Annotated in this window: 19 protein-coding genes; 11 read left to right on the forward strand and 8 right to left on the reverse strand. The window is 64.3% G+C overall.

Features of this window, described 5'->3' with window-relative positions; all coding sequences use genetic code 11:
* Positions 1–201: 201 nt before the first annotated feature.
* The 7 genes from RQI28_RS01875 (at position 202) to RQI28_RS01905 (ending at position 5,994) form a co-directional block, all read left to right on the forward strand.
* On the forward strand, positions 202–1,170 hold the full coding sequence (locus RQI28_RS01875) for a threo-3-hydroxy-L-aspartate ammonia-lyase (RefSeq protein ID WP_311220892.1): 969 nt from the start codon (positions 202–204) through the stop codon (positions 1,168–1,170).
* Positions 1,171–1,174: 4 nt separating this feature from the next.
* Positions 1,175–2,017, forward strand: a complete 843-nt coding sequence (locus RQI28_RS01880; protein WP_311220893.1) for a MurR/RpiR family transcriptional regulator — start codon at positions 1,175–1,177, stop codon at positions 2,015–2,017.
* Between the two features lie 297 nt (positions 2,018–2,314).
* Positions 2,315–3,046, forward strand: coding sequence for an aspartate/glutamate racemase family protein (locus RQI28_RS01885; RefSeq protein WP_311220894.1), 732 nt, complete (start codon positions 2,315–2,317; stop codon positions 3,044–3,046).
* Positions 3,043–3,834: a transporter substrate-binding domain-containing protein gene (locus tag RQI28_RS01890; protein ID WP_311220895.1), complete on the forward strand. Its 792-nt coding sequence runs from the start codon at positions 3,043–3,045 to the stop codon at positions 3,832–3,834. The genes RQI28_RS01885 and RQI28_RS01890 overlap by 4 nt, the downstream gene beginning before the upstream one ends.
* 52 nt (positions 3,835–3,886) lie before the next feature.
* Positions 3,887–4,552 carry an aspartate/glutamate racemase family protein gene (locus RQI28_RS01895; protein WP_311220896.1) on the forward strand — a complete coding sequence of 222 codons (666 nt, stop codon included), beginning with the start codon at positions 3,887–3,889 and terminating at the stop codon, positions 4,550–4,552.
* Positions 4,553–4,707: 155 nt separating this feature from the next.
* Complete coding sequence (gene upp, locus RQI28_RS01900; protein WP_311220897.1) at positions 4,708–5,337, forward strand: uracil phosphoribosyltransferase; 630 nt, start codon at positions 4,708–4,710, stop codon at positions 5,335–5,337.
* A 9-nt stretch (positions 5,338–5,346) separates the two neighbouring features.
* Positions 5,347–5,994, forward strand: coding sequence for a GNAT family N-acetyltransferase (locus RQI28_RS01905; protein ID WP_311220898.1), 648 nt, complete (start codon positions 5,347–5,349; stop codon positions 5,992–5,994).
* Here the strand turns inward: RQI28_RS01905 and RQI28_RS01910 are convergent.
* Positions 5,934–6,320, reverse strand: a complete 387-nt coding sequence (locus RQI28_RS01910; protein ID WP_311220899.1) for a VOC family protein — start codon at positions 6,318–6,320, stop codon at positions 5,934–5,936. The genes RQI28_RS01905 and RQI28_RS01910 overlap by 61 nt on opposite strands.
* Before the next feature lie 104 nt (positions 6,321–6,424).
* Between RQI28_RS01910 and RQI28_RS01915 the strand changes: the two genes are divergently transcribed.
* Positions 6,425–7,729, forward strand: a complete 1,305-nt coding sequence (locus tag RQI28_RS01915) for an amidohydrolase family protein (protein WP_311220900.1) — start codon at positions 6,425–6,427, stop codon at positions 7,727–7,729.
* Between the two features lie 177 nt (positions 7,730–7,906).
* Here RQI28_RS01915 and RQI28_RS01920 read toward each other — a convergent pair whose 3' ends face one another.
* Entirely contained in the window at positions 7,907–8,626 is a 720-nt protein-coding gene (locus RQI28_RS01920; RefSeq protein WP_311220901.1) for a YebC/PmpR family DNA-binding transcriptional regulator, read from the reverse strand.
* A gap of 574 nt (positions 8,627–9,200) precedes the next feature.
* Between RQI28_RS01920 and adh the strand changes: the two genes are divergently transcribed.
* Both adh and RQI28_RS01930 read left to right on the forward strand, forming a co-directional pair.
* Positions 9,201–10,721, forward strand: coding sequence for an aldehyde dehydrogenase (gene adh, locus RQI28_RS01925; RefSeq protein ID WP_311220902.1), 1,521 nt, complete (start codon positions 9,201–9,203; stop codon positions 10,719–10,721).
* A gap of 15 nt (positions 10,722–10,736) precedes the next feature.
* Positions 10,737–11,147, forward strand: a complete 411-nt coding sequence (locus RQI28_RS01930) for a DUF779 domain-containing protein (RefSeq protein ID WP_311220903.1) — start codon at positions 10,737–10,739, stop codon at positions 11,145–11,147.
* Positions 11,148–11,192: 45 nt separating this feature from the next.
* On the opposite strand, the gene RQI28_RS01935 is transcribed toward RQI28_RS01930, so the two are convergent.
* The 3 genes from RQI28_RS01935 to sbcB form a co-directional block, all read right to left on the reverse strand.
* Positions 11,193–13,208 carry a sigma-54-dependent Fis family transcriptional regulator gene (locus RQI28_RS01935; RefSeq protein ID WP_311220904.1) on the reverse strand — a complete coding sequence of 672 codons (2,016 nt, stop codon included), beginning with the start codon at positions 13,206–13,208 and terminating at the stop codon, positions 11,193–11,195.
* Between the two features lie 96 nt (positions 13,209–13,304).
* Positions 13,305–14,171, reverse strand: a complete 867-nt coding sequence (locus tag RQI28_RS01940) for an NAD-dependent protein deacetylase (RefSeq protein WP_311220905.1) — start codon at positions 14,169–14,171, stop codon at positions 13,305–13,307.
* 8 nt (positions 14,172–14,179) lie between these two features.
* Complete coding sequence (gene sbcB / locus RQI28_RS01945) at positions 14,180–15,622, reverse strand: exodeoxyribonuclease I (protein ID WP_311220906.1); 1,443 nt, start codon at positions 15,620–15,622, stop codon at positions 14,180–14,182.
* Positions 15,623–15,682: 60 nt separating this feature from the next.
* Here sbcB and RQI28_RS01950 point away from each other — a divergent pair, with 60 nt between their 5' ends.
* A complete protein-coding gene (locus RQI28_RS01950) occupies positions 15,683–17,068 on the forward strand; it encodes a lytic murein transglycosylase (RefSeq protein WP_311220907.1) in 1,386 nt (461 codons plus the stop codon).
* A 75-nt stretch (positions 17,069–17,143) separates the two neighbouring features.
* On the opposite strand, the gene clpA is transcribed toward RQI28_RS01950, so the two are convergent.
* The 3 genes from clpA to dnaE form a co-directional block, all read right to left on the reverse strand.
* Entirely contained in the window at positions 17,144–19,495 is a 2,352-nt protein-coding gene (gene clpA / locus RQI28_RS01955; RefSeq protein WP_311220908.1) for an ATP-dependent Clp protease ATP-binding subunit ClpA, read from the reverse strand.
* 57 nt (positions 19,496–19,552) lie between these two features.
* A complete protein-coding gene (gene clpS / locus RQI28_RS01960; RefSeq protein ID WP_311220909.1) occupies positions 19,553–19,921 on the reverse strand; it encodes an ATP-dependent Clp protease adapter ClpS in 369 nt (122 codons plus the stop codon).
* A gap of 66 nt (positions 19,922–19,987) precedes the next feature.
* Entirely contained in the window at positions 19,988–23,527 is a 3,540-nt protein-coding gene (gene dnaE, locus RQI28_RS01965; protein ID WP_311220910.1) for a DNA polymerase III subunit alpha, read from the reverse strand.
* Positions 23,528–23,587 lie beyond the last annotated feature (60 nt).

Genomic DNA, 23,587 nt, shown 5'->3' on the forward strand with positions numbered 1-23,587 from the left:
GATTTGGTGAGCTGGCAGCGGGTTGATGCCCCGGGCCGGCAGGCGGCGGGGGCACCAGTCCCAGCATTCATGCCCTGGCTTGCACCCAATTTGATAGCTGCCAGCGCACGCCAGCCGTGCGCTGCAACCCACTTTGGCCGATGCCGCAGAGCGTATGCGGGCTATCATGCAGCTCAACCCCCATCTCGCACGGATGCCGCCATGACCCAGCCCGCACTGCCCACCTACGACGACGTTGCCGATGCCGCGCACCGCTTGAAGGGCGTGGCGCACCACACGCCGGTGCTGCGATCCAGCACGGCCGACGCGCAACTGGGCGCGCAGCTGTTCTTCAAGTGCGAAAACCTGCAGCGCATGGGCGCCTTCAAGTTCCGCGGCGCCTTCAACGCGCTCAGCCGCTTCAGCGACGAGCAGCGCGAGCGCGGGGTGTTGGCGTTCTCGTCTGGCAACCACGCGCAGGCGATTGCCCTGTCGGCAAGGTTGCTCGACATGCCCGCTCTCATCGTCATGCCCGAAGACGCGCCGTCCGCCAAGATTGCCGCCACGCGGGAATACGGCGCGCAGGTTGTCACCTTCAACCGCTTCACCGAAGACCGCGAGGCCATCAGCCAGCGACTGGCCAGCGAGCGCGGAATGACGCTGGTGCCGCCGTTCGATCACCCGCACGTCATCGCCGGCCAGGGCACGGTGGCGATGGAGCTGCTGCAAGAAGTGCCGCACCTCGACTACCTCTTCGTCTGCCTGGGTGGCGGCGGATTGCTGTCGGGCTGCCTGCTGGCCACGCGCGCCCTGGCGCCGCACTGCCAAGTGTTCGGCGTGGAGCCCGAGGCCGGCAACGACGTGCAGCAGTCGCTGCGCGCCGGCCACATCGTGCGCATCGACACGCCCCGCACCATTGCCGACGGCGCGCAGTCGCAGGCGCCGGGCGAGATCACCTTCCCCATCATCCAGCGCGACGTGACGGACATCATCACGGCCACCGACGAGCAGCTGGTGGCCGCGCTGCGCTTTTACGCCGAGCGCATGAAGATCGTCGTGGAGCCCACCGGCGCGCTGGCACTGGCAGGCGCGCTGCACGGAGGCATCGACCTGCACGGCAAGCGCGTGGGCATCGTCATCAGCGGCGGCAACGTGGATCTGGCCCGCTACGCCCGGTTCCTGGGCGACTGAGCCTGTGCGCCAGCCCGAATCGTTCGTGCGCCGCATTCGCGGCCAGCTGGAAAGCCTGTCGACCGCAGAGCGGCGGCTGGCCGAGCTGCTGCTGGACTTTCCGGGCGAGCTGGCCAGCTACAACGCGAGTGAGTTGGCCACGCTGGCGGGCGTCTCCAACGCCACGGTCACCCGCCTCATCCAGCGCCTGGGCTACGGCACGTACGAAGACGCCCGCCGCCACGCCCGCGAAGAAAGGCAGTCGGGATCGCCGCTGTTCCAGGCCGAGGCGCGCACCGGGCCGGCTGCTGAAGGCGCGCTGCAGGCCCACCTGCAACAGTCACAGGTCAATCTGGCACGCATGTTCGACCGCCTGACCGAGGCGGCCGTGGCCGAGATCGTGCAGGCTTTGCTGGACGCGCCGCAAGTGCTGATCTTCGGCAGCCGCAGCAGCCACGCCTTCGCCACCTATCTGCGCTGGCAGATCTACCAGGTGCGCCCCCAGGTGACGGCGCTGCCCGGCCCTGGAGAAACCCTGGGCGAGCACCTGGCCCACCTGACGGCACGTGACTGCGTGGTGGTATTCGGCATGCGCCGCCAGACCGCGCAGATGGGCGCACTGCTGCAGGCCAGTGCGCGCGCCAAGTCCCGGGTACTGTTCATCAGCGACCAGACATCGCCCGACTTCGACGCCGCCACCTGGTCGATTCAATGCCATTGCGCAGGCCCCGGCCCGCTGGACAACCATGTGGCCGTCATGGCGCTGTGCGACCTGCTGGCCACCCACGTGGTGCAGGCCGCAGGCCCGGCCGGGCGCAAGCGCCTTGCGGCCATCGAAGTGCTGCACGAGGACATCGGCGAGCTGTGACGCCGCAAGGGGATTGCCACCGCGGCTGGCACCTGCATGGTGCTTACCGGCGAGGGCTGGCGCACCAGATGAGGGGCGTCCCGCCGGCAGTCAGGATCACCCTTCCCTTCGGCCAGCCCGGCTGATCCAGCGGGGCAACTGCTGACTACCCAAGCCCGGCAGAGGGAAAGCCCCCCGGAACCAGGGCCAAGGACGGCACAACGCCGCGATCAGGTTGATCTGGCATGCACATTGCTAACTGGTTGTGAAATGAAAATGAATTTTCATGAAAATAATTTTCTGAAAAATCAATTCGATATGCCCTCCATCCTGCTCATCAACCCCAACACTTCCGAGGCCACGACACGGATGATGGCGGACATCGTCCGGGCGCATCTCCATGTTGATGTCGTCGTGCGTGGCGTCACGGCCCGTACCGGGGTGCCCATGATCGTGAACCATGCCGAGCTGGTGGACAGCGCGCATCAGGTGCGTACCTGCTGGGCCGAGGCCGGCAGCGGCTGGGACGGAGTGATCGTGGCGTGTTTCGGCGACCCAGGCGTGGCGTGGCTGCGCCAGCAGACCGACGCGCCCGTGACGGGCATCGGCGAAGCCGCGATGCGCGACGCCGCCGACGCTGGCCGGCGATTCGGTGTGGCGACCACCACGCCGGGCCTGGCAGCGGACATCGCCGCCTGCGCACTGCGCCTGGGACTGGCCGAAAGCTACAGCGGAGTGCGCGCCACCGCGCAAGAGCCGCACCAACTGGTGGCCCAGCCCGCCGAGCTGCAAGCCGCGCTGGCACAAGCGGTCGCCGCCTGCATCGACCAGGACGGCGCACAAGCCGTGGTGATCGGCGGCGGGCCGCTCGGGCAGGCGGCGCTGGCGCTGGCGCCCCTTTTCTCGCAGGCCCTCGTGTCGCCCCTGGTGTCAGCCGCGCATTGGATGCAGCAGCAACTCGCTGGCGCGCAGCTTCACCGCGAAACCATCAACGGCCCTTCCCGCATTCCCCTCGCAGCTTCCCTGACACCGAAAGGATCTAGACCATGACGCATCGCCTCCGCCGCCTCACGCTGGGCTTTCTCGCACTGACCCTGCTGGGCACCGCAGCCGCCCAGACCGACGACACGCTCGCGCAAGTCACCCGCGCCAAGAAGATCCGCATTGCCGTGCCCACCGACTACCCGCCTTACGGCATGGTGGGCAAAGACCTGCGCCCCATGGGCCTGGACATCGACATGGCGAACTACGTCGCGGGCAAACTGGGCGTTACGCCCGAGCTGATTGCGGTCACCAGTGCCAACCGCATTCCCTACCTGCAGACGGGCAAAGTGGATCTGATCGTCTCCACCCTGGGCAAGACGCCGGAGCGCGAACAGGTGGTCGATTTCACCCATGCGTATTCGCCATTCTTCCAGGCGCTGTTCGCCCCCAAGTCGCTGCAGATCAAGAGCTGGGCCGACCTGGCTGGCAAGAGCGTGTCGGTCACGCGGGGCGCCATGGCCGACGCCGAGTTGAGCAAGGTAGCCCCTGCGGCCACGCAGATCCGGCGCTTTGAAGATCACGTGGGCACCGTGTCGGCGTTCGTCTCCGGCCAGGTGCAGGCCATTGCCACCAGCGCCGGCGAAGGCGGAACCCTCATGAACCAGAACCCGAAGCTGGAGACAGAATTCAAGCTCGTGCTCAAGGTCAGCCCCAACTACATAGGGGTGGCCAAGGGGCAGACAGCGCTGAAGGACCGCATCAATGCCATCTTGCTGGAAGCGCGCAACAACGGCGAGATCGACCGGTTGTCCAACAAGTGGCTGGGCCGCCCTGCCGGGGAACTGCCCCTCTAGCAGCGGGGTTCACGATCACCCACATCAGCTTTCACAACGACCATCGCGGGGCATGCCGAACATCCTGCTCATCAACCCCAACACGTCGCCAGTGACCACCGGGATGATGGTCCGCCTCGTGCAAGAGCGCCTGCCTGCCGGCTGGGAAGTGACGGGTTGCACGGCAGCCAGCGGCGTGCCCATGATCGTGAACGAGCAAGAGATGGCGCACGCGGCCGTGCAGGTCGGCCACAGCTGGCAACGGCATGCGCGGAACCGGCACTGGAGCGCAGTCATCGTGAGTGCCTTCGGTGACCCGGGCATCGCATTCGTACGCGGGCAGACGCGGCTGCCCGTGGCCGGCATCTGCGAGGCGTCGCTGCACGCGGCGGCGCAAGGCGGGCGGCGCTTCGGCATCGCCACGGTCACGCCCGGCCTGGAACGCCTCATCGCCGAGCGCGTGCGCGATCAGGGCCTGGAACACGCGTACACCGGCATTCGATTCACCGAAGGCGACCCCCGCGCCCTCGCGGCCGACCCTGCGCGCCTGCGGCACGCCCTGGAAGGCGCCGTGCGTGATTGCGTACAACAGGACGGCGCCCAGGCGGTAGTCATCGGCGGTGGCCCGCTGGGGCAGGCCGCGGCCGAACTGCAGCGCAGTGCAGGTGTCGCGGTGATCGCACCGCTGGCTGCAGTGGCTGCGCAACTGCGGCTGCAGTTGCTGGGCATCACGCCCTGATCGCGGGGCGAACCCGTCGAACGCGTGGGAGCGTGGGAAAATCCACGCGTCCCTGGCGGTCCTGCCTGGCTTGCGTGGCTGCATGGCCTGTATCGCTTCCACCCACCGCAGGTTGCCTCGCCGGTAGCTCCTATCACCCCTCAGCCCAGACTCCCATGACCAATGTCCACGTTATCGACCACCCCCTGGTGCAGCACAAGCTGACCCTGATGCGCCGCAAGGACGCCAGCACCAACAGCTTTCGCCGCCTGCTGGGCGAGCTGAGCACGCTGATGGCGTACGAGATCACGCGCGACATGCCCCTGTCTGACCTGGAGATCGAAACGCCCATGGAAACCATGGTCGGCAAGGTCATTGACGGCAAGAAGCAGGTGCTGGTGTCCATCCTGCGCGCGGGCAACGGGTTTCTGGACGGCATGCTGAACGTGATTCCGGGCGCGCGCATCGGCCACATCGGCCTGTACCGCGACCCCGAGACGCTGCAGCCGGTCGAGTACTACTTCAAGATGCCGTCCGAGATGGAAGAGCGCGACATCATCGTGGTGGACCCGATGCTCGCCACCGGCAACTCCGCTGCGGCTGCCGTGGATCGCCTCAAAAAACTCAACCCGCGCTCGATCAAGTTTGTCTGCCTGCTGGCCGCACCCGAAGGCGTGGCCACGCTGCAGAAAGCCCACCCCGACGTGCCGATCTACACCGCCGCCATCGACCGCGAACTCAACGACCACGGCTACATCCTGCCGGGCCTGGGCGACGCGGGCGACCGGATCTTCGGCACCAAGTAAGGCAGGCGTATGAGCGGCGGCGGCTCCACGACCGTGGAAGTCGACTGGCTGGCGACGCCCCGCCTGCGGCTGCGGCAGTGGTCCGCAGCCGACCGCGCACCGTTCGCCGCAATGAATGCCGACCCGGTGGTGATGGAGCACTTTCCCGCCGTGCTCACGGCCGCTGCCAGCGACGCGATGGCAGACCGCATTCAGGCGCTGATTGATCAGCGCGGCTGGGGTTTCTGGGCCGCCGACTTTTTGCTGGACGATGGTCCGCAGTTCATGGGCTTTGTCGGCCTGCACACGCCCGCCGCCGATCTGCCCTTCTCGCCTTGCGTTGAAATTGGCTGGCGCCTGGCTCGGCCCTTCTGGGGTTTAGGGCTTGCCAGCGAGGCTGCAAGACTGGCCCTGCGCGTGGGGTTCGAAGCGCTGCACCTGGACGAGATCGTGTCGTTCACCACCGTGCGCAACCAGCGATCCCGCGCCGTGATGGAGCGCCTGGGGTTTCGCGCAAGCCCCGCCGAAGCCTTCGATCACCCTGCCGTGCCGCCAGGCCACCCGGTACGCCCGCATTGCCTCTACCGGCTGTCACGCGCGCAGTGGCAGGCCTTCGATCAGCCCGCGCCCATGGGCGTGCACAGCTCCACCAGCGCACCGTTCAAGTCCGCCACGTAGGCGACGGTCTGGCCCCAGGGCATCTGCTCTGGCGCCTGAACCAGGCGGCCCCCCGCCGCCACGGCGCGCTCTACAGCCGCAGGCACGTCGGGAGTGGTGAAGGCGATCTCAAAGCTGGGTGCGGCCGCTGAGGTGCGCTGCGGGTTCTTGCCCAGCTCGGTCATTAGCCGCAGCGACGAGAAAGCCAGCGCAGTGGTGCCGGTTTCCAGCTCGCCAAAGTCGCCCGCCTCATGCACGAAGCGGCGCTGCAGGCCGAAAGCGGCTTCGTAGAAAGCGATGGTCTGGGGTACGTCTTCCACGTACAGGATGGTGTAGCCGAATTGCATGGGCCAAGCTCCGAAAAAACGAGAGTTCAAAGGGACGTGGGCAATGCCCGCGGAAGCTGAGAATATGCCGGATACTGGTTTCAAAATACCCACTGGGCCGCCCCATGCTCGACCTGCTGATCCACAACGCCACCCTGCCCGACGGGCGCCAGCACATGTCCGTCGCCGTGCAGGGCGACCGCATCACCGAGGTGGCCGAGGGCCTTTCGGCGCCCGCCCACCAGACGGTTGACGCCGGCGGGCTGTTGCTGTCGCCGCCCTTCGTCGACGCGCACTTTCACCTCGACTCGGCGCTCAGCTACGGCCAGCCGCGCGTGAACGAAAGCGGCACGCTGCTCGAAGGCATCGCGCTCTGGGGCGAACTCAAGCCCACGCTGTCGCATGACTCCATCGTGCAGCGCGCGCTGGCGTATTGCGACTGGGCGGTGGCGCGCGGGCTGCTCGCCATCCGCAGCCATGTGGACACCAGCGATGCGAGCCTGCTCACCGTGCAGGCGTTGCTTGACGTGAAGCAACGCGTGGCGCCGTATCTGGATTTGCAGCTGGTCGCCTTTCCGCAAGACGGCGTGCTGCGATCTTCGGGCGGCCTGGTCAATCTGAAGCGCGCGCTGGACATGGGCGTGGAGGTGGTCGGCGGCATTCCCCATTTCGAACGCACGGCCGCACAGGGCGCCGAGAGCGTGAGCCTTCTCTGCGAGCTGGCAGCGGAGCGTGGCCTGCGCGTGGACATGCATTGCGACGAGTCCGACGACCCGTTCTCGCGCCATGTCGAGACGCTGGCGGCCGAAACCGTGCGGCTGGGCCTGCAGGGCCGGGTCACCGGCTCGCACCTGACTTCCATGCACAGCATGGACAACTATTACGTCAGCAAGCTGATCCCGCTGATGGCCGAGGCGCAGCTGGGCGTGGTGGCCAACCCGCTCATCAACATCACGCTGCAGGGCCGGCACGACACCTACCCCAAGCGCCGCGGCATGACGCGCGTGCCCGAGTTGATGGCCGCCGGCCTGACGGTCGCCTTCGGCCACGACTGCGTGATGGACCCGTGGTACGGCGGCGGCAGCGCCGACCTGCTCGAGTCGGCCCACATGGGCCTGCACGTGGCGCAGATGACCGGTCAGGCCGCCATGCGCCAATGCTTCGACGCCATCACCGTGAACCCCGCGCGGTTGTTGGGCCTGCAGGGCTATGGCATCGGCCCGGGTTGCCATGCCGACCTGGTGCTGCTGCATGCGCAAAGCCCCGCAGAAGCGATCCGCCTGCGCGCGACGCGGTTGGCAGTGTGGCGGCGCGGGCAGCTGGTGGCCAGCAGCCCGGCGCCGGTTGCCCAGCTGACGCTGCCAGGGCGGCCGCAGCAGATTGGCTTTCTCACCGATCCACACGGGCCCAACCGCAGCAATTTCAAGTAAAAAGTGCCTCCAGCGCTTATCCATTAAGCGCTAGCAGCTATCAATTTTGATTGTTCCGACGAAAGTGTGCCTGGCATTGCGCCAGGCACGGCGCAGCATCGCCGCGTCAAAAGATCACCTCGCCAGCCGCCGCCGGGCTGCCGGCGGCAGAAACCTCAGTTAGCAGTTCGTGGTCCGTCAGCCCTTCAGGCCCACGAACATTTCCTGCACGTCGTCGTGCGCGTCGATGGCGGCTAGGAAGTTTTCGACTTCTTCCAGCGCTTCGGCGCTCAGGTTGGCGGGGTCGACCGGGTTCTTGGGCTGGTAGCCCAGCTTGGCCGACAGCACCGTGAAGCCCTGTGCCGGCAGTGCGCGGCTGACGACGTCCAGGTCGGCCGGGTCGGTGATGAACAGCGTGGCGCCCTCATGTTCACCCGGCTCGAAGTCTTGCGCTCCGGCTTCGATGGCGGCCACTTCTGCGTCGGCACCGGCGTGGCCAGCCGTGGGCTCGGCTTCGAGCAGGCCCACATGGTTGAAGTCCCACGACACGGAGCCCGAGGTGCCCAGCTGGCCCTTGCGGAACAGCACGCGCATTTCAGGGGCCGTGCGGTTCACGTTGTCGGTCAGGCATTCGACCATCACCGGCACCTGATGCGGCCCGAAGCCTTCATAGATGACGCGTTGGTAATCCACCGCGTCGGCACCCACGCCGGAGCCCTTCTTGATGGCGCGCTCCAGCGTGTCCTTGGGCATGGACGCCTTGCGGGCCTGCTCCACGACCAGGCGCAGCCGCGCATTGCCAGCCGGGTCGGCGCCGCCGCGCGCCGCGACCGTGATTTCCTTGACCAGCTTGCCAAACAGCTTGCCCCTGGCGTCGGCGACTTGCGCCTTGCCCTTTGCTTTCCATTGCGCACCCATGGTGGCGCCTCCTGCGAATGTTGGTGGATGGGGTCCTGCAACCAGCCAGGGCGCCCACCGTGCGGGTCGCGGTCTTTACGGACTGCGAACCGGTCTCTCCCCGGCAATTGAAGCCAAGGTGCAGCGGCCGATTCTAGAGCGCGCGCGGCGGCGGCAGCAGTACCGGCATCAAGGATGGATGCTCACGCGCTTCACACCGATGGTCTGGCTGGTGGTGCAGTCGGTGAATAGCTTGCTGCGAGACACTTGCGAAGGAAAATCAAGCAATAACAGGCTCTAGCGCCCGTCCATCAAGCGCTTAAAGCTACTATTTTCATAGCAAGAAATCTTGAGATGAGCAACTGCTCCATAACGGAACAACTGTGACACGCTGGTCGTGCCATGTCACAACACCTGGCGCATTTGCAGCGCTGCCCTCTCGGTGGTGGCTCCATGCGCAGGGCGGCGCTGCCCCCTTCGCAACAGCGCTTACAGCCGCCGGCCGGCCTGCTGGCATGCGATTTGCCCTTCTCTTGTGGCGAGTGCGTCGCTGCGCACAGCCACCTCAACGCCCCAACTACAGGAGACAAGCATCATGAACATGGCAGAAATCGCCAGCCTCGGCATCGCCAACCCCTACAAGAAGCAATACGGCAACTACATCGGTGGCCAGTGGGTGGCGCCCATTGATGGGCAGTACTTTGAGAACAGCTCGCCTATCAACGGACAGGTGTTCACCGCCATCCCGCGCTCGAACGACAAGGACATCAACGCCGCGCTGGACGCAGCCCATAAGGCCAAGGCTGCCTGGGGCAAGACCTCAGGCACCGACCGCGCCAACATCCTGCTGAAGATCGCCGACCGCATGGAAGCCAACCTGCTGACCATTGCCGTGGCCGAGACCATCGACAACGGCAAACCGCTGCGCGAAACCATGGCGGCCGACATTCCCCTGGCCATCGACCACTTTCGTTACTTCGCCAGCTGCATCCGCGCGCAGGAAGGCGGCATCAGCGAGATCGACCACGAAACCATGGCCTATCACTTCCATGAGCCGCTGGGCGTGGTGGGGCAGATCATTCCCTGGAACTTCCCCATCCTGATGGCGGTATGGAAGCTGGCCCCGGCCCTGGCCGCCGGCAACTGTGTGGTGCTCAAGCCGGCCGAGCAGACGCCCGCGTCCATCCTCGTGCTGCTGGAACTGGTGGGCGACCTGCTGCCGCCCGGTGTGTTGAACGTGGTCAACGGTTTTGGCCTGGAGGCCGGCAAGCCGCTGGCCAGCAGCCCGCGCATCGCAAAAATAGCCTTCACGGGCGAGACCACCACGGGCCGGCTGATCATGCAGTACGCCAGCCAGAACATCATCCCGGTCACGCTGGAGCTGGGTGGCAAGAGCCCCAACGTGTTCTTCGAAGACGTGATGGCGGCCGACGACGGCTTCTTCGACAAGGCGCTGGAAGGCTTTGCGATGTTCGCGCTCAACCAGGGAGAAGTCTGCACCTGCCCCAGCCGTGCGCTGGTACAGGAATCGATCTACGAAAAGTTCATGGAGCGCGCACTGAAGCGCGTGGCGGCCATCAAGCAGGGCCACCCGCTGGACAAGAGCACCATGATCGGCGCACAGGCCTCGCAAGAGCAGCTCGAAAAGATCCTCTCGTACCTGGACCTGGGCAAACAGGAAGGCGCCGAGTGCCTGATCGGCGGCGAACGCAACAATCTGGACGGCGACCTGGCCGGCGGCTATTACGTCAAGCCCACCGTATTCAAGGGCCACAACAAGATGCGCATCTTCCAGGAAGAGATCTTCGGCCCCGTGCTGTCGGTGACGACCTTCAAGACCGAGGAGGAAGCGCTGGAGATCGCCAACGACACGCTGTACGGCTTGGGTGCCGGCGTATGGAGCCGTGACGGGGCGCGCGCCTTCCGAATGGGCAAGGGCATACAGGCCGGGCGCGTGTGGACCAACTGTTACCACCACTACCCAGCGCACGCGGCCTTCGGCGGCTACAAGCAGTCGGGCATCGGCCGCGAGAACCACAAGATGATGCTGGATCACTATCAGCAGACCAAGAACCTGCTGGTGAGCTATTCGCAGGCGCCGCTGGGCTTCTTCTGATTCAGGAACCAAGCCATGGACACGCCCACTACACACTCATCCAACGCGCCGGGTGCTGCGGTGGGCCGCGTCTCGGCCACACCGGCGGCTGTGGCACTGATTGAAAAACTAAGCGTGCAACACGGCCCGCTCATGTTCCACCAGTCGGGGGGCTGCTGTGATGGCAGCGCACCCATGTGCTTTGCGCTGGGAGAGTTCATGGTGGGCGATTCCGACGTGCTGCTCGGCGAGATTGCGGGCATGCCGTTCTACATGAGCCGCTCGCAGTTCGCCTACTGGGAACATACCCACCTGATCATCGACGCCGTGCCTGGCAATGGCGGCATGTTCTCGCTGGAGCGGCCCACGGGACTGCGGTTTCTGACGCGGTCGCGGTTGTATGGCGACGATGAATGGGCGGCCATCGAGGCCCTTGGCCCGTTGTAGCCGGGCAGTGGCGACGTCAGCCCTTGGACTGATTTCGCCCCGCTCTCATCGGCCCGCTTTCAGGTGGCGGTACACCGTGTTGCGTGACACGCCCAGCGCACGGGCTGCGGCAGAGACGTTGCCCTGATGGAAGGCGAGCGCCTCGTGCAGCGCGTTGGCGGTCACGTCCCCCAGCCGGCGCACGCGCATGTTGTCGACTGGTTTCGACCCGAGGTTGCGATCTGACGGTGCGGAGGTAGTGCGACTGTGCGCATTCGATACCGCAGTCCCCTGCCCCAGCAGCATGTCGCAGTCCTCCAGAAAATCTTCGGGCAAATGGTGCACCTGCACGTTGCCCGTGCCCTCGGCCATCAGCGTGGCAGTCCGCAGCACGTTGCTCAGTTGCCGCAGGTTGCCCGGCCAGCCGTGCGTGGCAAACAGCGCCATGACGTCGGGCGACACCTGTACGGCGCCGCCGGTGCAGCCGCGCCCGGTGTCGGACTCTTGCTGCGAGCGCAGCAGGCGCGCGATGATCACGGCCAGATCGGTTCGTTCGCGCAGCGCCGGCAAGCGCACGACCAGTCCGTTCAAGCGGTAGTACAGGTCGTCGCGAAAGCTGCCGTTGGCCATCATCTCGCGCAGGTTGCGGTGCGTGGCGCAAACCACGTTCACATCCACGTCCACCAGCCGCGTGGAGCCCAGCGGCGCCACCTTCCGCTCTTGCAGCACGCGCAGCAGGCGCGCCTGCATCGACAAGGGCATGTCGCCGATTTCGTCCAGAAACAAGGTCCCGCCGTGCGCCTGCACGATCTTGCCCGGGTTGCCCTTGCGCCGGGCACCAGTGAACGCTCCCTCGTCGTAGCCAAAGAGTTCGGCTTCCATCAACGCCTCGGGAATCGATGCGCAATTGACCGCGACAAACGGCCCATCGGCGCGCGGACTGTCGTGGTGCATGGCCTGGGCCAGCAACTCCTTGCCGGTGCCCGTCTCACCCAGGATCAGTGTGGGTACGTCGCGGCCCAGCAGCCGGGTGACGCGGTCGATCACCTGCGCGAGCTGCGCGTCGCCGGTGTCAAGGTAACGCAGGCTGGACAGCCGCGTGGCCTTGGCCGGGCGTTGCGCGATTGCGTGGGCAGCGCCGTCACGGTCATCGGTTGCGGCCGGCATCACGAGCGTGGCCTGCCGGATGCGGTAGTCCACCACCGCAAACACCGCTACTCCACCAGGCAACCACAGCGATAGCTTGCCCGGCACGGCGGCACGTGCGTGCTGCAGCAAAGTGCTCATGGGCATGTTGAACAGCGAGGCGAACGTGTGCGCCTGCAGCGCGGCAGACGACAGGCCCAGCTGAAATTGCCCGCTGCGATTGGCCGCCAGGAACCGGCCATCGAGCGTGAATGCGGCCATGCCTTCCACCAGGGTGCCCAGAAATTCTTCACGCGCATGAAAGCGCAGCAGCACGGCATCTTCGAACACCTTGCCGAACAGGTGGTTTTCGACCATCTTGGCCGACATGCGTACCAGCGCCATCGTGTGCTGGCTCTGGCCGCGGTGGTCGCCGCTCACGTCCAGTGCGCCGATGATGTGGCCCTGCGGGTCGAGGATTGGCGCGCAGGAACAGGTCAGAAAATGGTTGGCCTGCAGGAAGTGTTCATTGCCATTGACCTGCAGCGCTTCACCCAGCGTGAGCGCCGTGCCGATGGCATTGGTGCCCTTGCTGCTTTCAGACCAGATGGCCCCAGGCCGTAGCGCCACCCGGCTGGCACGCCCCAGGAACTCGTCGTCGCCCAAAGCGTGAAGAATCACACCGGTGGCATCGGTCAGCAGCACCATGCTCTGCGTTCCGGCGATCTGCGCTGCCAGGGTTTCCATGACCGGCCGGGCATGTGCACACAGGGCGTCGTTGCGGGCCACCGACCACGACAGCGCCTCGGCATCGATGGGGGTGAGATCTGCCAGATCATGGCGGCGCAGGCCGAATGCAACCGAGCGCTGGTGCGCATGCTGAATGCGATCGGCGTCGTGATGGTCCGTGTCCAGCCCTGCGCTGGATGGCGCGGCGAGGGGTGTGTGCTGTGGCATGGCGTCTCCTGGGCCTGGGCCGGCCTTATATGGGCCGGCGAGGCTGGCTCGCCGGCTGCATGCCCCCAGCACCATAGCACCGTTGATACCCAGCGCTCAACCCAGCAAGGAGACGACAGCGGACAGCGTCGCGCCCACGTCGGCAGGCACTTTCAGCAAGAAGAGACCGTCACCGCGCGTGCGGCCTTGATTGACGGCCACCACGGGCTTGGCCGCATCGGCAGCCGCTTGAACGAAGCGAAAACCCGAATACACCATGAGCGACGACCCGGCGACGAGCACGGCATCGGACCTCGATAGCGCGGCGCGCGCCGCAGCCACGCGCTCGGGCGGCACGCTTTCGCCAAAAAACACGACGTCTGGCTTAAGCGGGCCAGCGCCGCAGTGGGGGCACGACGGCACTACGAAGCTGGAGAAATCAAGCCCGTCCAGTTCGGCATCGCCATCCGGCGCAGCCTGTGCTTGCTGCGACGCCCATGCCGGGTTGGCCTGCTGCAGCAGGTGTTGCAGCCTGGCCCTGGGCATGCGCGCTTCGCAATGCATGCACCTCACGGTGTCGATGCGGCCATGGAGGTCGATCGTGTGCAAGCTGCCCGCAGCGCCGTGCAGACCATCGACATTCTGGGTCAGCAGCATCTCGACATGCTCCATTGCCTCCAGCGCAGCCAACGCGTGGTGTGCCGATCCCGGCTGCGCATGCCCCATCACGCGCCAGCCCACCAGGCTTCGCGCCCAGTAACGCTTGCGCGTGGCCTCCTCACCCATGAACGCCTGGAACGTGACGGGTTGCGGGCGCTTCCATTGCCCGTCGTCGTCGCGGTAATCAGGAATGCCCGAGGCCGTGCTGCAGCCGGCGCCGGTCAGCACAAAGAGGCGTGGGTGCAAACGAATGAATGCCGCAAGGTCCGATGCATTGGCGGCGGCACCCGGTGCATCAGCCAGCAACAGTGATGGCTCAACCATAGCGCCGCCTACAGAGACGGAGCGATGCTCTCGGCATAGTCGTACAAAGCACCCAGGATGGCCTCACCGCGCTCGTCCGCCTCGCCGCCCAGCTGGTCCAGACGTGCGAACAGGTCATCGAACGTGAGCGCGCCCGCCTGGCCCTCCATCAGGCATGACACGCGGTGGGCCTCCCAGCGCTCCAGATCTTCTTCGCTCAGCGTGTGCGGAAAATTGCGCGCTCGGTAGCGCCAGACGAGCTCTTCCAGTCGCTCGTCATCGAAGCCCGTTCGCGCCACGGCCAGCTTTTCCGGCGGCAGGGAGCGCAGGTGATTCAGGCGCCGGCGGTCTTCGTTGCCGACAAAACCACCGTACAGGTCCTGATCCACATCGGTCGCTGCAGCGCCATCCTGCGGCCGGGCGAATACTGCCGCCCAGATCGCCGTCAGATCGGGCAGTGACCGCGCTGATTCAGCATGCGCAGCAGCACGCTCCAGGTCGATGCCCCAGCCCTCGGCGGTTTGCGCAGTCAGTGTGTTGACGTTGCCCACCACCATGGGCGACTTGTTCAGGTGCACCGTCTTGACCGGCAAGCGCGTCATGCCTTCGGGCAGGTCGGCACTGCGGGTGAACATGCGCAGCCGAATGGTGTCTGCGTCGAGCAGCGCCAGTTCGGCCGGGTCATGGGCCAAATCCCACGCGATCAGTTCGTTGCGATTGGTAGGGTGGCTGGCCAGCGGCCACATCACACCCAGGCAACCTCGCTCGGGGGGGAACATGCCCGATACATGCAGGAAGGGTCGCGCGGTTTCGGCCGTGGCGGGCAGGCGCAGCTCCGCTGCCACCTTGTCTTTCTTGTGCAGGCTCAGGGCGAAATCAAAGAGCTTTGGCTGCTGCTGGCGGATCAGGCGTGCCAGGGCGATGGTGGCACGCACATCGGACAAGGCGTCGTGCGCTGCTTCGTGGACCAGGCCATTGGCCTTTGACAGGTGTTCCAGCTTGAAGCTGGGCGAGCCATCTTCCTTGCGAGGCCATTCGATGCCCTGCGGACGCAGGGCATACGTCATGCGCACGACGTCCAGCAAGTCCCAGCGACCGCACTGGTTTTGCCATTCGCGGGCATACGGGTCCATCAGGTTGCGCCAGAACATGAAGCGGGTGATCTCGTCATCGAACCGAATGGTGTTGTAGCCCACGCCGATGGTGCCTGGCCTTGCCATTTCGGCTTCGATACGAGCGGCGAACTCGTGCTCTGGCAGTCCGCGCTCCAGGCAGACTTGTGGGGTGATGCCGGTGATCAGGCAGGACTCCGGGTCGGGCAGGTAGTCCGGCGCAGGCTGGCAATAAACCATCAGCGGATCGCCGATTTCGTTGAGTTCGGCATCGGTGCGGATGCCGGCGAACTGCGCGGGACGGTCGCGCCGGGTGTTAGCACCAAAGGTTTCGTAGTCGTGCCAATAGAAGGTGTGCATGGGAATCGCTACCGCAGGAAACACAAAGCCGCAAGTATGCCGGGGCAACGACAATGGGGCATGCACTCCAATTTGAACCGTGATTTCTCTTCGCGCGGTGCAGCAGCATGGCGCCTGTCCCCCTGGGCTGTGCCGCTGGCTTGCGTTGCATTGACTCTGGGCGGATGCGCGTCCACGCAGGCTCCGGGTGATCGGCCGGCAAGCACGCCAGCGACCGTCGCCACACCCTTGGCTCCGGCGCCGCAGCCGCCATTGACTGCGCCGCAAGCTGCCGCCACGGCACCTGCAGACCCAACAGCATTTCCTTCCGCAGCCGACGAACAGGCAGCATTCGACGCGTGGATTACCGCGTTCAGCGCAGACGCCCTAGCCGCAGGCTTGCGTCCCGCCACGGTGAAGCAAACGCTGTCAGGTGTGCGCCTGCAGCCTCGAGTGATCGAGCTGGACCGCGCTCAGCCTGAATTCACGCGCACGCCCTGGGCTTATCTCGACAGTGCCGTCTCGGCCCAGCGCATCGCTGGCGGCCGGTCGAAACTGGCGGAAAACAATGCACCGCTGGCAGCAGCCGAAGCCCGTTATGGCGTGCCCGCCAGCGTCGTCACCGCCATCTGGGGCATGGAAAGCAACTACGGCGGCAATTTCGGCAGCTTCCGTGCAGTGGACGCACTGGCCACGCTGGCTTTCGAAGGCCGCCGACGCGAATGGGCGCGCAACGAACTGCTGGCGGTGTTGCGCATCGTGGATCAAGGCGACATCGCAGCGGGTCGCATGGTCGGCTCATGGGCCGGGGCAATGGGGCACACACAATTCCTGCCGTCCGTATTTCTGGCGCACGCGGTCGACGCGGATGGCGACGGCCGCCGTGACATCTGGGGCAGCATTCCCGACGTCACTGCATCCACCGCGAACTACCTGGCCAGCGCCGGCTGGCGTCGTGGCGAGCCTTGGGGTGTCGAAGTGCAACTGCCGGCAGGTTTCGACCACAGCCGCGCGGAATTGACAATTCGGCAAGCCTCCGCCCAATGGGCTGCAGAAGGCGTGCAACCGATCGATGGGACGGCACTGCCTGCCTTCGATTCCGCGTCGGTGATCGCCCCTGCCGGTGCACGCGGGCCGGCATTTCTGATTGGGCCCAACTTCCGGGCCATCCTGCGCTACAACAACTCGGTGAACTACGCGCTGGGTGTCGGCTTGCTGGCCCGGCAGATCGACGGCGGTGCTGGCGTGCGCACAGCCTGGCCGCGTGATCTGCAGCCTTTGTCGCGCAGCCAGGTGCTGGAACTGCAAACCGCGCTCAACCAGCGCGGGTTCGACGCAGGCACTGCTGACGGAATTCTGGGCCCCGCCACCCGCGTAGGTTTGCGGAAGTTTCAGCAAAGCATGCAGCTGCCCGCTGACGGCTATCCGACGGTGGAACTGCTTCAGAAGCTCACCGCAACACCTTGAGCCATAGCAATAAAAAACCCGCAGACTGCTAGGTCTGCGGGTTTTGGGTTGAATCGCCTAGGGCCTGAAGCCAGTTCAGTCAGCGGTCGCCTCTTCCGGCTCTGTAGGCTCCGACTTGGCGGTGCGATCCCTCTTCGGCACGGGCTGAATGTCGAGTTGCACTTCCGCCGTTTCCACACCCTTCTCGTCGGTCGTCAGATCCACATCCACCGTCAGGCGACCACCGTCGGTCAAGCGGCCAAACAGCAACTCGTCGGCCAATGCACGGCGAATCATGTCCTGAATCAGGCGTTGCATGGGGCGGGCACCCATCAACGGATCGAAGCCCTTCTTCGCCAGGTGCTTGCGCAACTTGTCGGTGAAGGTCACTTCCACCTTCTTTTCCGACAATTGAGTTTCCAGTTGCAGCAGGAACTTGTCCACCACGCGCAGGATGACCTGCTCGTCGAGTGCCTTGAAGTTCACGATTGCATCCAGCCGATTGCGGAACTCGGGCGTGAAGAGGCGCTTGATGTCGCCCATCTCGTCGCCGGCCTGCCTTGGGTTGGTAAAGCCGATCGTGGCCTTGTTCATGGTCTCGGCACCCGCATTGGTCGTCATGATGAGAATGACGTTGCGGAAGTCGGCCTTGCGCCCGTTGTTGTCCGTCAGCGTGCCATGGTCCATCACCTGCAGCAGCACGTTGAAGATGTCCGGATGGGCCTTCTCGATCTCGTCGAGCAGCAACACGGCGTGTGGCTTCTTGGTGACCGCCTCGGTTAGCAAGCCGCCTTGGTCGAAGCCCACATAGCCGGGAGGTGCGCCTATCAGACGACTGACCGCGTGACGCTCCATGTACTCCGACATGTCGAAACGAATCAGCTCTATGCCCATGATGTAGGCCAGCTGCTTCGCTGCTTCGGTCTTGCCAACGCCCGTAGGACCGCTAAAGAGGAACGAACCGATGGGCTTGTCCCCCTTACCAAGGCCAGAGCGCGCCATCTTCACGGCGGAGGCCAGCACTTCGAGCGCCTTGTCCTGCCCGAACACCACGCTCTTCAAGTCGCGCTCGATGGTCTGCAGCTTGCTGCGGTCATCGTTGGACACGTTCGCGGGCGGAATGCGCGCGATCTTGGCCACGATCTCCTCGATCTCGGCCTTGCCGATGGTCTTCTTACGCTTGCTTGCCACCAAAATGCGCTGCGCTGCGCCGGCTTCGTCGATCACGTCAATGGCCTTGTCGGGCAGGTGGCGGTCGTTGATGTACTTGGCCGACAGCTCCGCTGCGGCCTGCAGGGCAGCCGCAGCGTACTTGACGCTGTGGTGTTCTTCGAAACGACTCTTCAGCCCCTTCAGAATGTCGATCGTTTCTTGCACCGTCGGCTCGACCACGTCGACCTTCTGAAAACGGCGTGACAGAGCAGCATCCTTTTCAAAGATGCCACGGTATTCGGTGAACGTGGTGGCGCCGATGCACTTGAGCTGGCCACTGGACAGTGCCGGCTTGAGCAAGTTGGAAGCGTCAAGGGTGCCGCCAGACGCAGCGCCGGCGCCGATCAGGGTGTGAATCTCGTCGATGAACAACACCGCATGCGGCTTGTCCTTGAGCGACTTGAGCACGCCCTTCAGACGCTGTTCGAAATCACCGCGGTATTTGGTGCCCGCCAGCAACGCCCCCATGTCGAGCGAATAGACGACCGCTTCGGCCAGAATCTCGGGCACATCGTTCTGCGTGATGCGCCATGCCAAGCCTTCAGCGATGGCCGTCTTGCCCACACCGGCTTCACCCACCAGCAGCGGATTGTTCTTGCGTCGACGGCACAGGATCTGAATCGTGCGCTCGACTTCGTAATGACGGCCGATCAACGGATCGATCTTTCCGTCCTTAGCAGCTTGGTTCAGATTCTGGGTGTACTGCTCCAGCGGCGAGGCTTTCTCGTTGCGCTCACCTGCATTGCCGCCCTCTTCACCCTCCGACGGGTTGTCGGCCTTGGCAGGCTCCGGTGGCTCGCCCTTCTTGATGCCGTGCGCGATGAAGTTCACGACGTCCAGGCGCGTGACTCCCTGCTGATGCAGGTAATACACCGCGTGGGAATCCTTCTCACCGAAGATGGCCACAAGTACGTTGGCACCAGTGACTTCCTTCTTGCCATTGCCTGTGGACTGCACGTGCATGATGGCGCGTTGGATCACGCGTTGAAACCCCAGCGTCGGCTGGGTGTCGACCTCGTCGGCACCCGCCACCTGGGGCGTGTTGTCCTTGATGAAATTCGATAACGACGCACGAAGGTCGTCAATGTTGGCCGAACAAGCGCGTAGCACCTCTGCGGCGCTCGGGTTGTCGAGAAGTGCGAGCAGCAGGTGTTCCACGGTAATGAATTCGTGGCGTTGCTGGCGGGCCTCGACAAAGGCCATGTGCAAGCTGACTTCCAGTTCCTGGGCAATCATGTGAACTCCTTTGTGCTTGCTTGGAAGGGATTACTGTAGATCGGGATCAAAAGCCATTTATTCAACAGGTTCACTCACGCATTGAAGTGGGTGGCCTGCCTTGTGTGCGGCTTCGAATACCTGGTCGACCTTGGTAGCAGCAACGTCGCGAGAATACACACCGCATACGCATTTGCCGTCCAGGTGGATCTTCAACATGATCTGGGTCGCAGCCTCTCGATCCTTGCTGAAAAATTCCTGCAGAACAACGATCACGAACTCCATCGGCGTGTAGTCGTCGTTGAGCATCACCACCTGGAACATCTGGGGAGGCTGCGTGCGCTGCGCGCGGCGCTCCAGCACCACCGATCCACCGTCGTCCCGTGCAGGTGCTCGGGTCGGTGGGGCAGGTGTCTTAAAGGGTGGTTTGGTTGCCATGAATTTCATTCTAGCGAGCCGAGCCGGTCGGCACAGCCTGATCAATCTGGTGTTACACCCGCTTTTTTCAAGCGATCAGCCAGCGTCATATACGACCAAAACCGTTCCACTGCCGGCCTGAGCGCTCCAAGCAGCCAACGCCGCGTCGGATGGAAAGAACCGGCTGGACTCGCCCAATTGCAGCTCTGCCGTCGCCGCGCCCTGCTCTGCCCTGCACCGCACGCCCATGCGCACCCGCAAACCGTGCACCAAGACGTCGCCATGCTCGGTTTCTTCGCGCTTGGCAGGAAACTCACGCACCAGCCGGTTCACATCGGGTACCGAATCGCCCACCGCCACCTGAAGGTATCGGCCGTACTTCGCCCGGGCAGCGGCCAGATCCCAAGCCTGTTGCACCTTCACGCGCAATCCGCCGCTGAAGTGGTCGATCTGCACTCGGCCGCTGATCACGACAAATTCATCGTCTTTCAAGACGTCGCGGTACGTGTTCAGCACGCCTTCGTCGGCGGAGGCTTCGATGGTGGCGGATTTGTCGTCCAGTTTGAACAGCGCCAGTTTGCCGCGCTGGCCGTTGATGACCCTCAGGTCACTCACGATGCCTGCCAGGATCTGCGGCTCACGGCTGTCACCCAACTCCTCGACCTTGGTGCGCACAAAGCGGCGCACTTCGAGCGCCACCTCATCAAACAGGTGGCCCGACAGGTAGTAGCCGATGGCGGTTTTTTCCTGGGTCAACCGCTCCTTGATGCCCCAGGGAGTCACATCGACCAAGTCGGGCTCCTGCGTGCTGGAGCCATGGGCGTCGTCTCCCATCATGTCGAACAACCCGCCCTGGTTCACGTTGGCATGCGTGGCGGCGGAAAAATCGAATGCGCGATCGAGCGACGCCGACAAGGCGGCGCGGTTCATCTGCAGCGCATCGAACGCCCCCGCCTTGATCAACGCATCCACCGTGCGCTTGTTAATGCGCGCCCGGTCGACACGAACGCAGAAGTCGAACAGGCTCGTGAACGGGCCCACGGTGCCGCCATGCGCGCCTTCGCCACGGCCTTCTCGGGCCGCGATGATGGCTTCGATGGCCTGCTGGCCCGTGCCCTTGATGGCGCCCAACCCGTAGCGAATGACCTTATCGGTGACCGGCTCGAACCGGTACCTGCCTCTGTTCACGTCAGGTGGCTCGAACGACAGGCCCATCTTCAGGGCGTCTTCGTACAAGACCTTCAGCTTGTCGGTATCGTCCATTTCCACGGTCATGTTGGCGCAGAAAAATTCCGCCGTGAAATGCACCTTCAGCCAGCCCGTGTGATACGCCAGCAACGAGTAGGCGGCGGCGTGCGACTTGTTGAAGCCGTAGCCCGCGAACTTCTCCATCAGGTCGAACACCTCGTCGGCTTTGTCCTGACCGATGCCCTTTTCTGCCGCGCCCTTGCGGAAGATCTCGCGGTGCTCGGCCATCTCCTCGGCCTTCTTCTTGCCCATGGCGCGGCGCAGCATGTCGGCTCCACCCAGGCTGTAGCCACCCAGCACCTGTGCGGTCTGCATCACCTGTTCCTGGTAGACCATGATTCCGTAGGTTTCGGACAACACAGGCTCGACCAAGGGGTGGGGGTACTCCACCGGCTCCTTGCCGTGCTTGCGGTTCACGAAGGTCGGAATCAGGTCCATCGGGCCCGGCCGATAGAGAGCGTTCAGCGCGATCAGGTCTTCCAGCCGGCTGGGCTTGGCCTCGCGCAGCATGCCCTGCATGCCGCGGGATTCAAACTGGAACACGGCCTCGGTCTTACCCTCGGAAAACAGGCGATATGTGGGTGCATCGTCGAGCGGGATGGTTTCATAGGTGAAGTTTTCCCGCCCCTTGTGCCGCTGAACGATGAATTCGCGCGCAATTTCAAGGATGGTGAGGGTGGCCAAGCCCAAGAAGTCAAACTTCACCAGGCCGATGGCCTCGACATCATCCTTGTCGTACTGGCTCACCGCCGACTCGCTACCAGGCTGTTGGTACAGCGGGCAGAAGTCCGTGAGCTTGCCAGGTGCGATCAACACGCCGCCCGCGTGCATGCCGATGTTTCGGGTCATGCCCTCGAGCTTTTGCGCCATCTCGATGATCGTGCGAACGTCTTCCTCCTTGCGCACGCGTTCGTACAGCATGGGCTCGAGCTCCAACGCGTAGTTGTTTTTATCGCCCTCCTTCTTCACCTCGGGCGGATAGGCCAGGGTGTACGACATGCCTGGTTTGCCCGGCACCAGCTTGGAAATGCCATCGCAGAAGGTGTAGCTCATGTCCATCACCCGGCCCACGTCGCGAATGGCGGCCTTGGCGGCGAGCGTTCCGAAGGTGGCAATCTGGCTCACGGCGTTCTTCCCGTACTTGTCCTTCACGTAATCGATCACACGATCCCGATTGGACTGGCAGAAATCGATGTCGAAGTCGGGCATGGACACCCGCTCCGGGTTCAGGAACCGCTCGAACAGCAGGTTGTATTGCAGCGGATCCAGATCAGTAATCTTGAGCGCATAGGCCACCAGTGAACCAGCGCCCGACCCCCGCCCAGGTCCCACCGGACAACCATTGCTTTTCGCCCACTGAATGAAGTCACCCACGATCAGGAAATATCCAGGGAAGCCCATCTTGAGAATGGTGCCCAGTTCGAACTCCAGGCGTTCCACGTACCGGGGGCGTTGCGCGTCGCGTTCCGTTTCTTTGGTGAAAAGCTGAACCAGCCGCTCTTCCAGCCCCTGAAATGACGCGTAGCGGAAATACTCGTCGATCGGCATGCCGTTGGGCGTGGGAAAGTCAGGCAGCCGAGGCTTGCCCAGCACCAGTGTCAGATTGCAGCGCTTTGCAATCTCCAGTGTGTTGGCGATGGCCGATGGCACGTCGGCGAAGAGTGCCTGCATCTCGGCGCTCGACTTGAAATACTGCTCACGCGTGAATTTGCGTACCCGGCGCTGATTGGCCAGAATTTCGCCTTCGGCAATGCAGATGCGCGCTTCATGCGCCTCGTAATCCTCGGCCACGGCAAATTGCACCGGGTGCGTGGCCACCACAGGCAGGTTCAGCCGCGCGGCCAGTTGGACAGCTGCAATCACATGCGCCTCGTCGTCAACCCGGCCGGCGCGTTGGATTTCCATGTAGAACCGATGCGGAAACGTGCCCGCCAATTCCAGCGCCATATCGGCCGCGCCTGCATCGTCGCCTCGCATCAGCGCCTGGCCAACGGGCCCGGCCTGCGCACCTGCCAGCACGATCAGGCCGGCATTCAGCTCGCGCAGCCATTCCCAGGTGCACACAGGCAAGTGCTTCACCACGTTGCGCGTCCACGCACGGGCCAGCAACTCCGACAGATTGAGGTAGCCCTGCATGTTCTGCACCAGCACCACCAACCGGCAGGGTGCCGCGGTCGACGAGGGAACGTAGATCTCAGCGCCCAGCAAAGGCTTCACGCCCTTGCCACGGGTTTCCTTGTAGAACTTGATGGCACCGAACAGATTGTTCAGGTCGGTAATGGCCAGCGCAGGCTGGCCGTCTTTGGCGGCGGCCTTCGCCACCTCGTCAATACGGTTGGTGCCGTCGACGACGGAAAATTCGGTGTGCAGGCGCAAGTGAACAAACATGCCGGCATTGTAGAAAGCTGGCGAATCAGATCGCGCGGCATGGATGCTGGCCGGACGTGC

This window comes from Acidovorax sp. WCS2018Noco2-16 (genome assembly GCF_031843945.1).
Classification (GTDB): Bacteria; Pseudomonadota; Gammaproteobacteria; order Burkholderiales; family Burkholderiaceae_C; genus Paracidovorax.

Excerpts from the sequence above, each read along its gene's own strand:
- RQI28_RS01930 (WP_311220903.1), top strand. The coding sequence starts at position 10,737 with ATGGACACGCCCACTACACACTCATCCAACGCGCCGGGTGCTGCGGTG.
- clpS (WP_311220909.1), bottom strand. The coding sequence starts at position 19,921 with ATGAAATTCATGGCAACCAAACCACCCTTTAAGACACCTGCCCCACCG.
- RQI28_RS01915 (WP_311220900.1), top strand. The coding sequence starts at position 6,425 with ATGCTCGACCTGCTGATCCACAACGCCACCCTGCCCGACGGGCGCCAG.
- RQI28_RS01905 (WP_311220898.1), top strand. The coding sequence starts at position 5,347 with ATGAGCGGCGGCGGCTCCACGACCGTGGAAGTCGACTGGCTGGCGACG.
- RQI28_RS01910 (WP_311220899.1), bottom strand. The coding sequence starts at position 6,320 with ATGCAATTCGGCTACACCATCCTGTACGTGGAAGACGTACCCCAGACC.
- sbcB (WP_311220906.1), bottom strand. The coding sequence starts at position 15,622 with ATGCACACCTTCTATTGGCACGACTACGAAACCTTTGGTGCTAACACC.
- RQI28_RS01935 (WP_311220904.1), bottom strand. The coding sequence starts at position 13,208 with ATGCCACAGCACACACCCCTCGCCGCGCCATCCAGCGCAGGGCTGGAC.
- RQI28_RS01950 (WP_311220907.1), top strand. The coding sequence starts at position 15,683 with ATGCACTCCAATTTGAACCGTGATTTCTCTTCGCGCGGTGCAGCAGCA.
- RQI28_RS01895 (WP_311220896.1), top strand. The coding sequence starts at position 3,887 with ATGCCGAACATCCTGCTCATCAACCCCAACACGTCGCCAGTGACCACC.
- dnaE (WP_311220910.1), bottom strand. The coding sequence starts at position 23,527 with ATGTTTGTTCACTTGCGCCTGCACACCGAATTTTCCGTCGTCGACGGC.
- RQI28_RS01940 (WP_311220905.1), bottom strand. The coding sequence starts at position 14,171 with ATGGTTGAGCCATCACTGTTGCTGGCTGATGCACCGGGTGCCGCCGCC.
- upp (WP_311220897.1), top strand. The coding sequence starts at position 4,708 with ATGACCAATGTCCACGTTATCGACCACCCCCTGGTGCAGCACAAGCTG.
- RQI28_RS01890 (WP_311220895.1), top strand. The coding sequence starts at position 3,043 with ATGACGCATCGCCTCCGCCGCCTCACGCTGGGCTTTCTCGCACTGACC.
- RQI28_RS01875 (WP_311220892.1), top strand. The coding sequence starts at position 202 with ATGACCCAGCCCGCACTGCCCACCTACGACGACGTTGCCGATGCCGCG.
- clpA (WP_311220908.1), bottom strand. The coding sequence starts at position 19,495 with ATGATTGCCCAGGAACTGGAAGTCAGCTTGCACATGGCCTTTGTCGAG.
- RQI28_RS01920 (WP_311220901.1), bottom strand. The coding sequence starts at position 8,626 with ATGGGTGCGCAATGGAAAGCAAAGGGCAAGGCGCAAGTCGCCGACGCC.
- RQI28_RS01885 (WP_311220894.1), top strand. The coding sequence starts at position 2,315 with ATGCCCTCCATCCTGCTCATCAACCCCAACACTTCCGAGGCCACGACA.
- adh (WP_311220902.1), top strand. The coding sequence starts at position 9,201 with ATGAACATGGCAGAAATCGCCAGCCTCGGCATCGCCAACCCCTACAAG.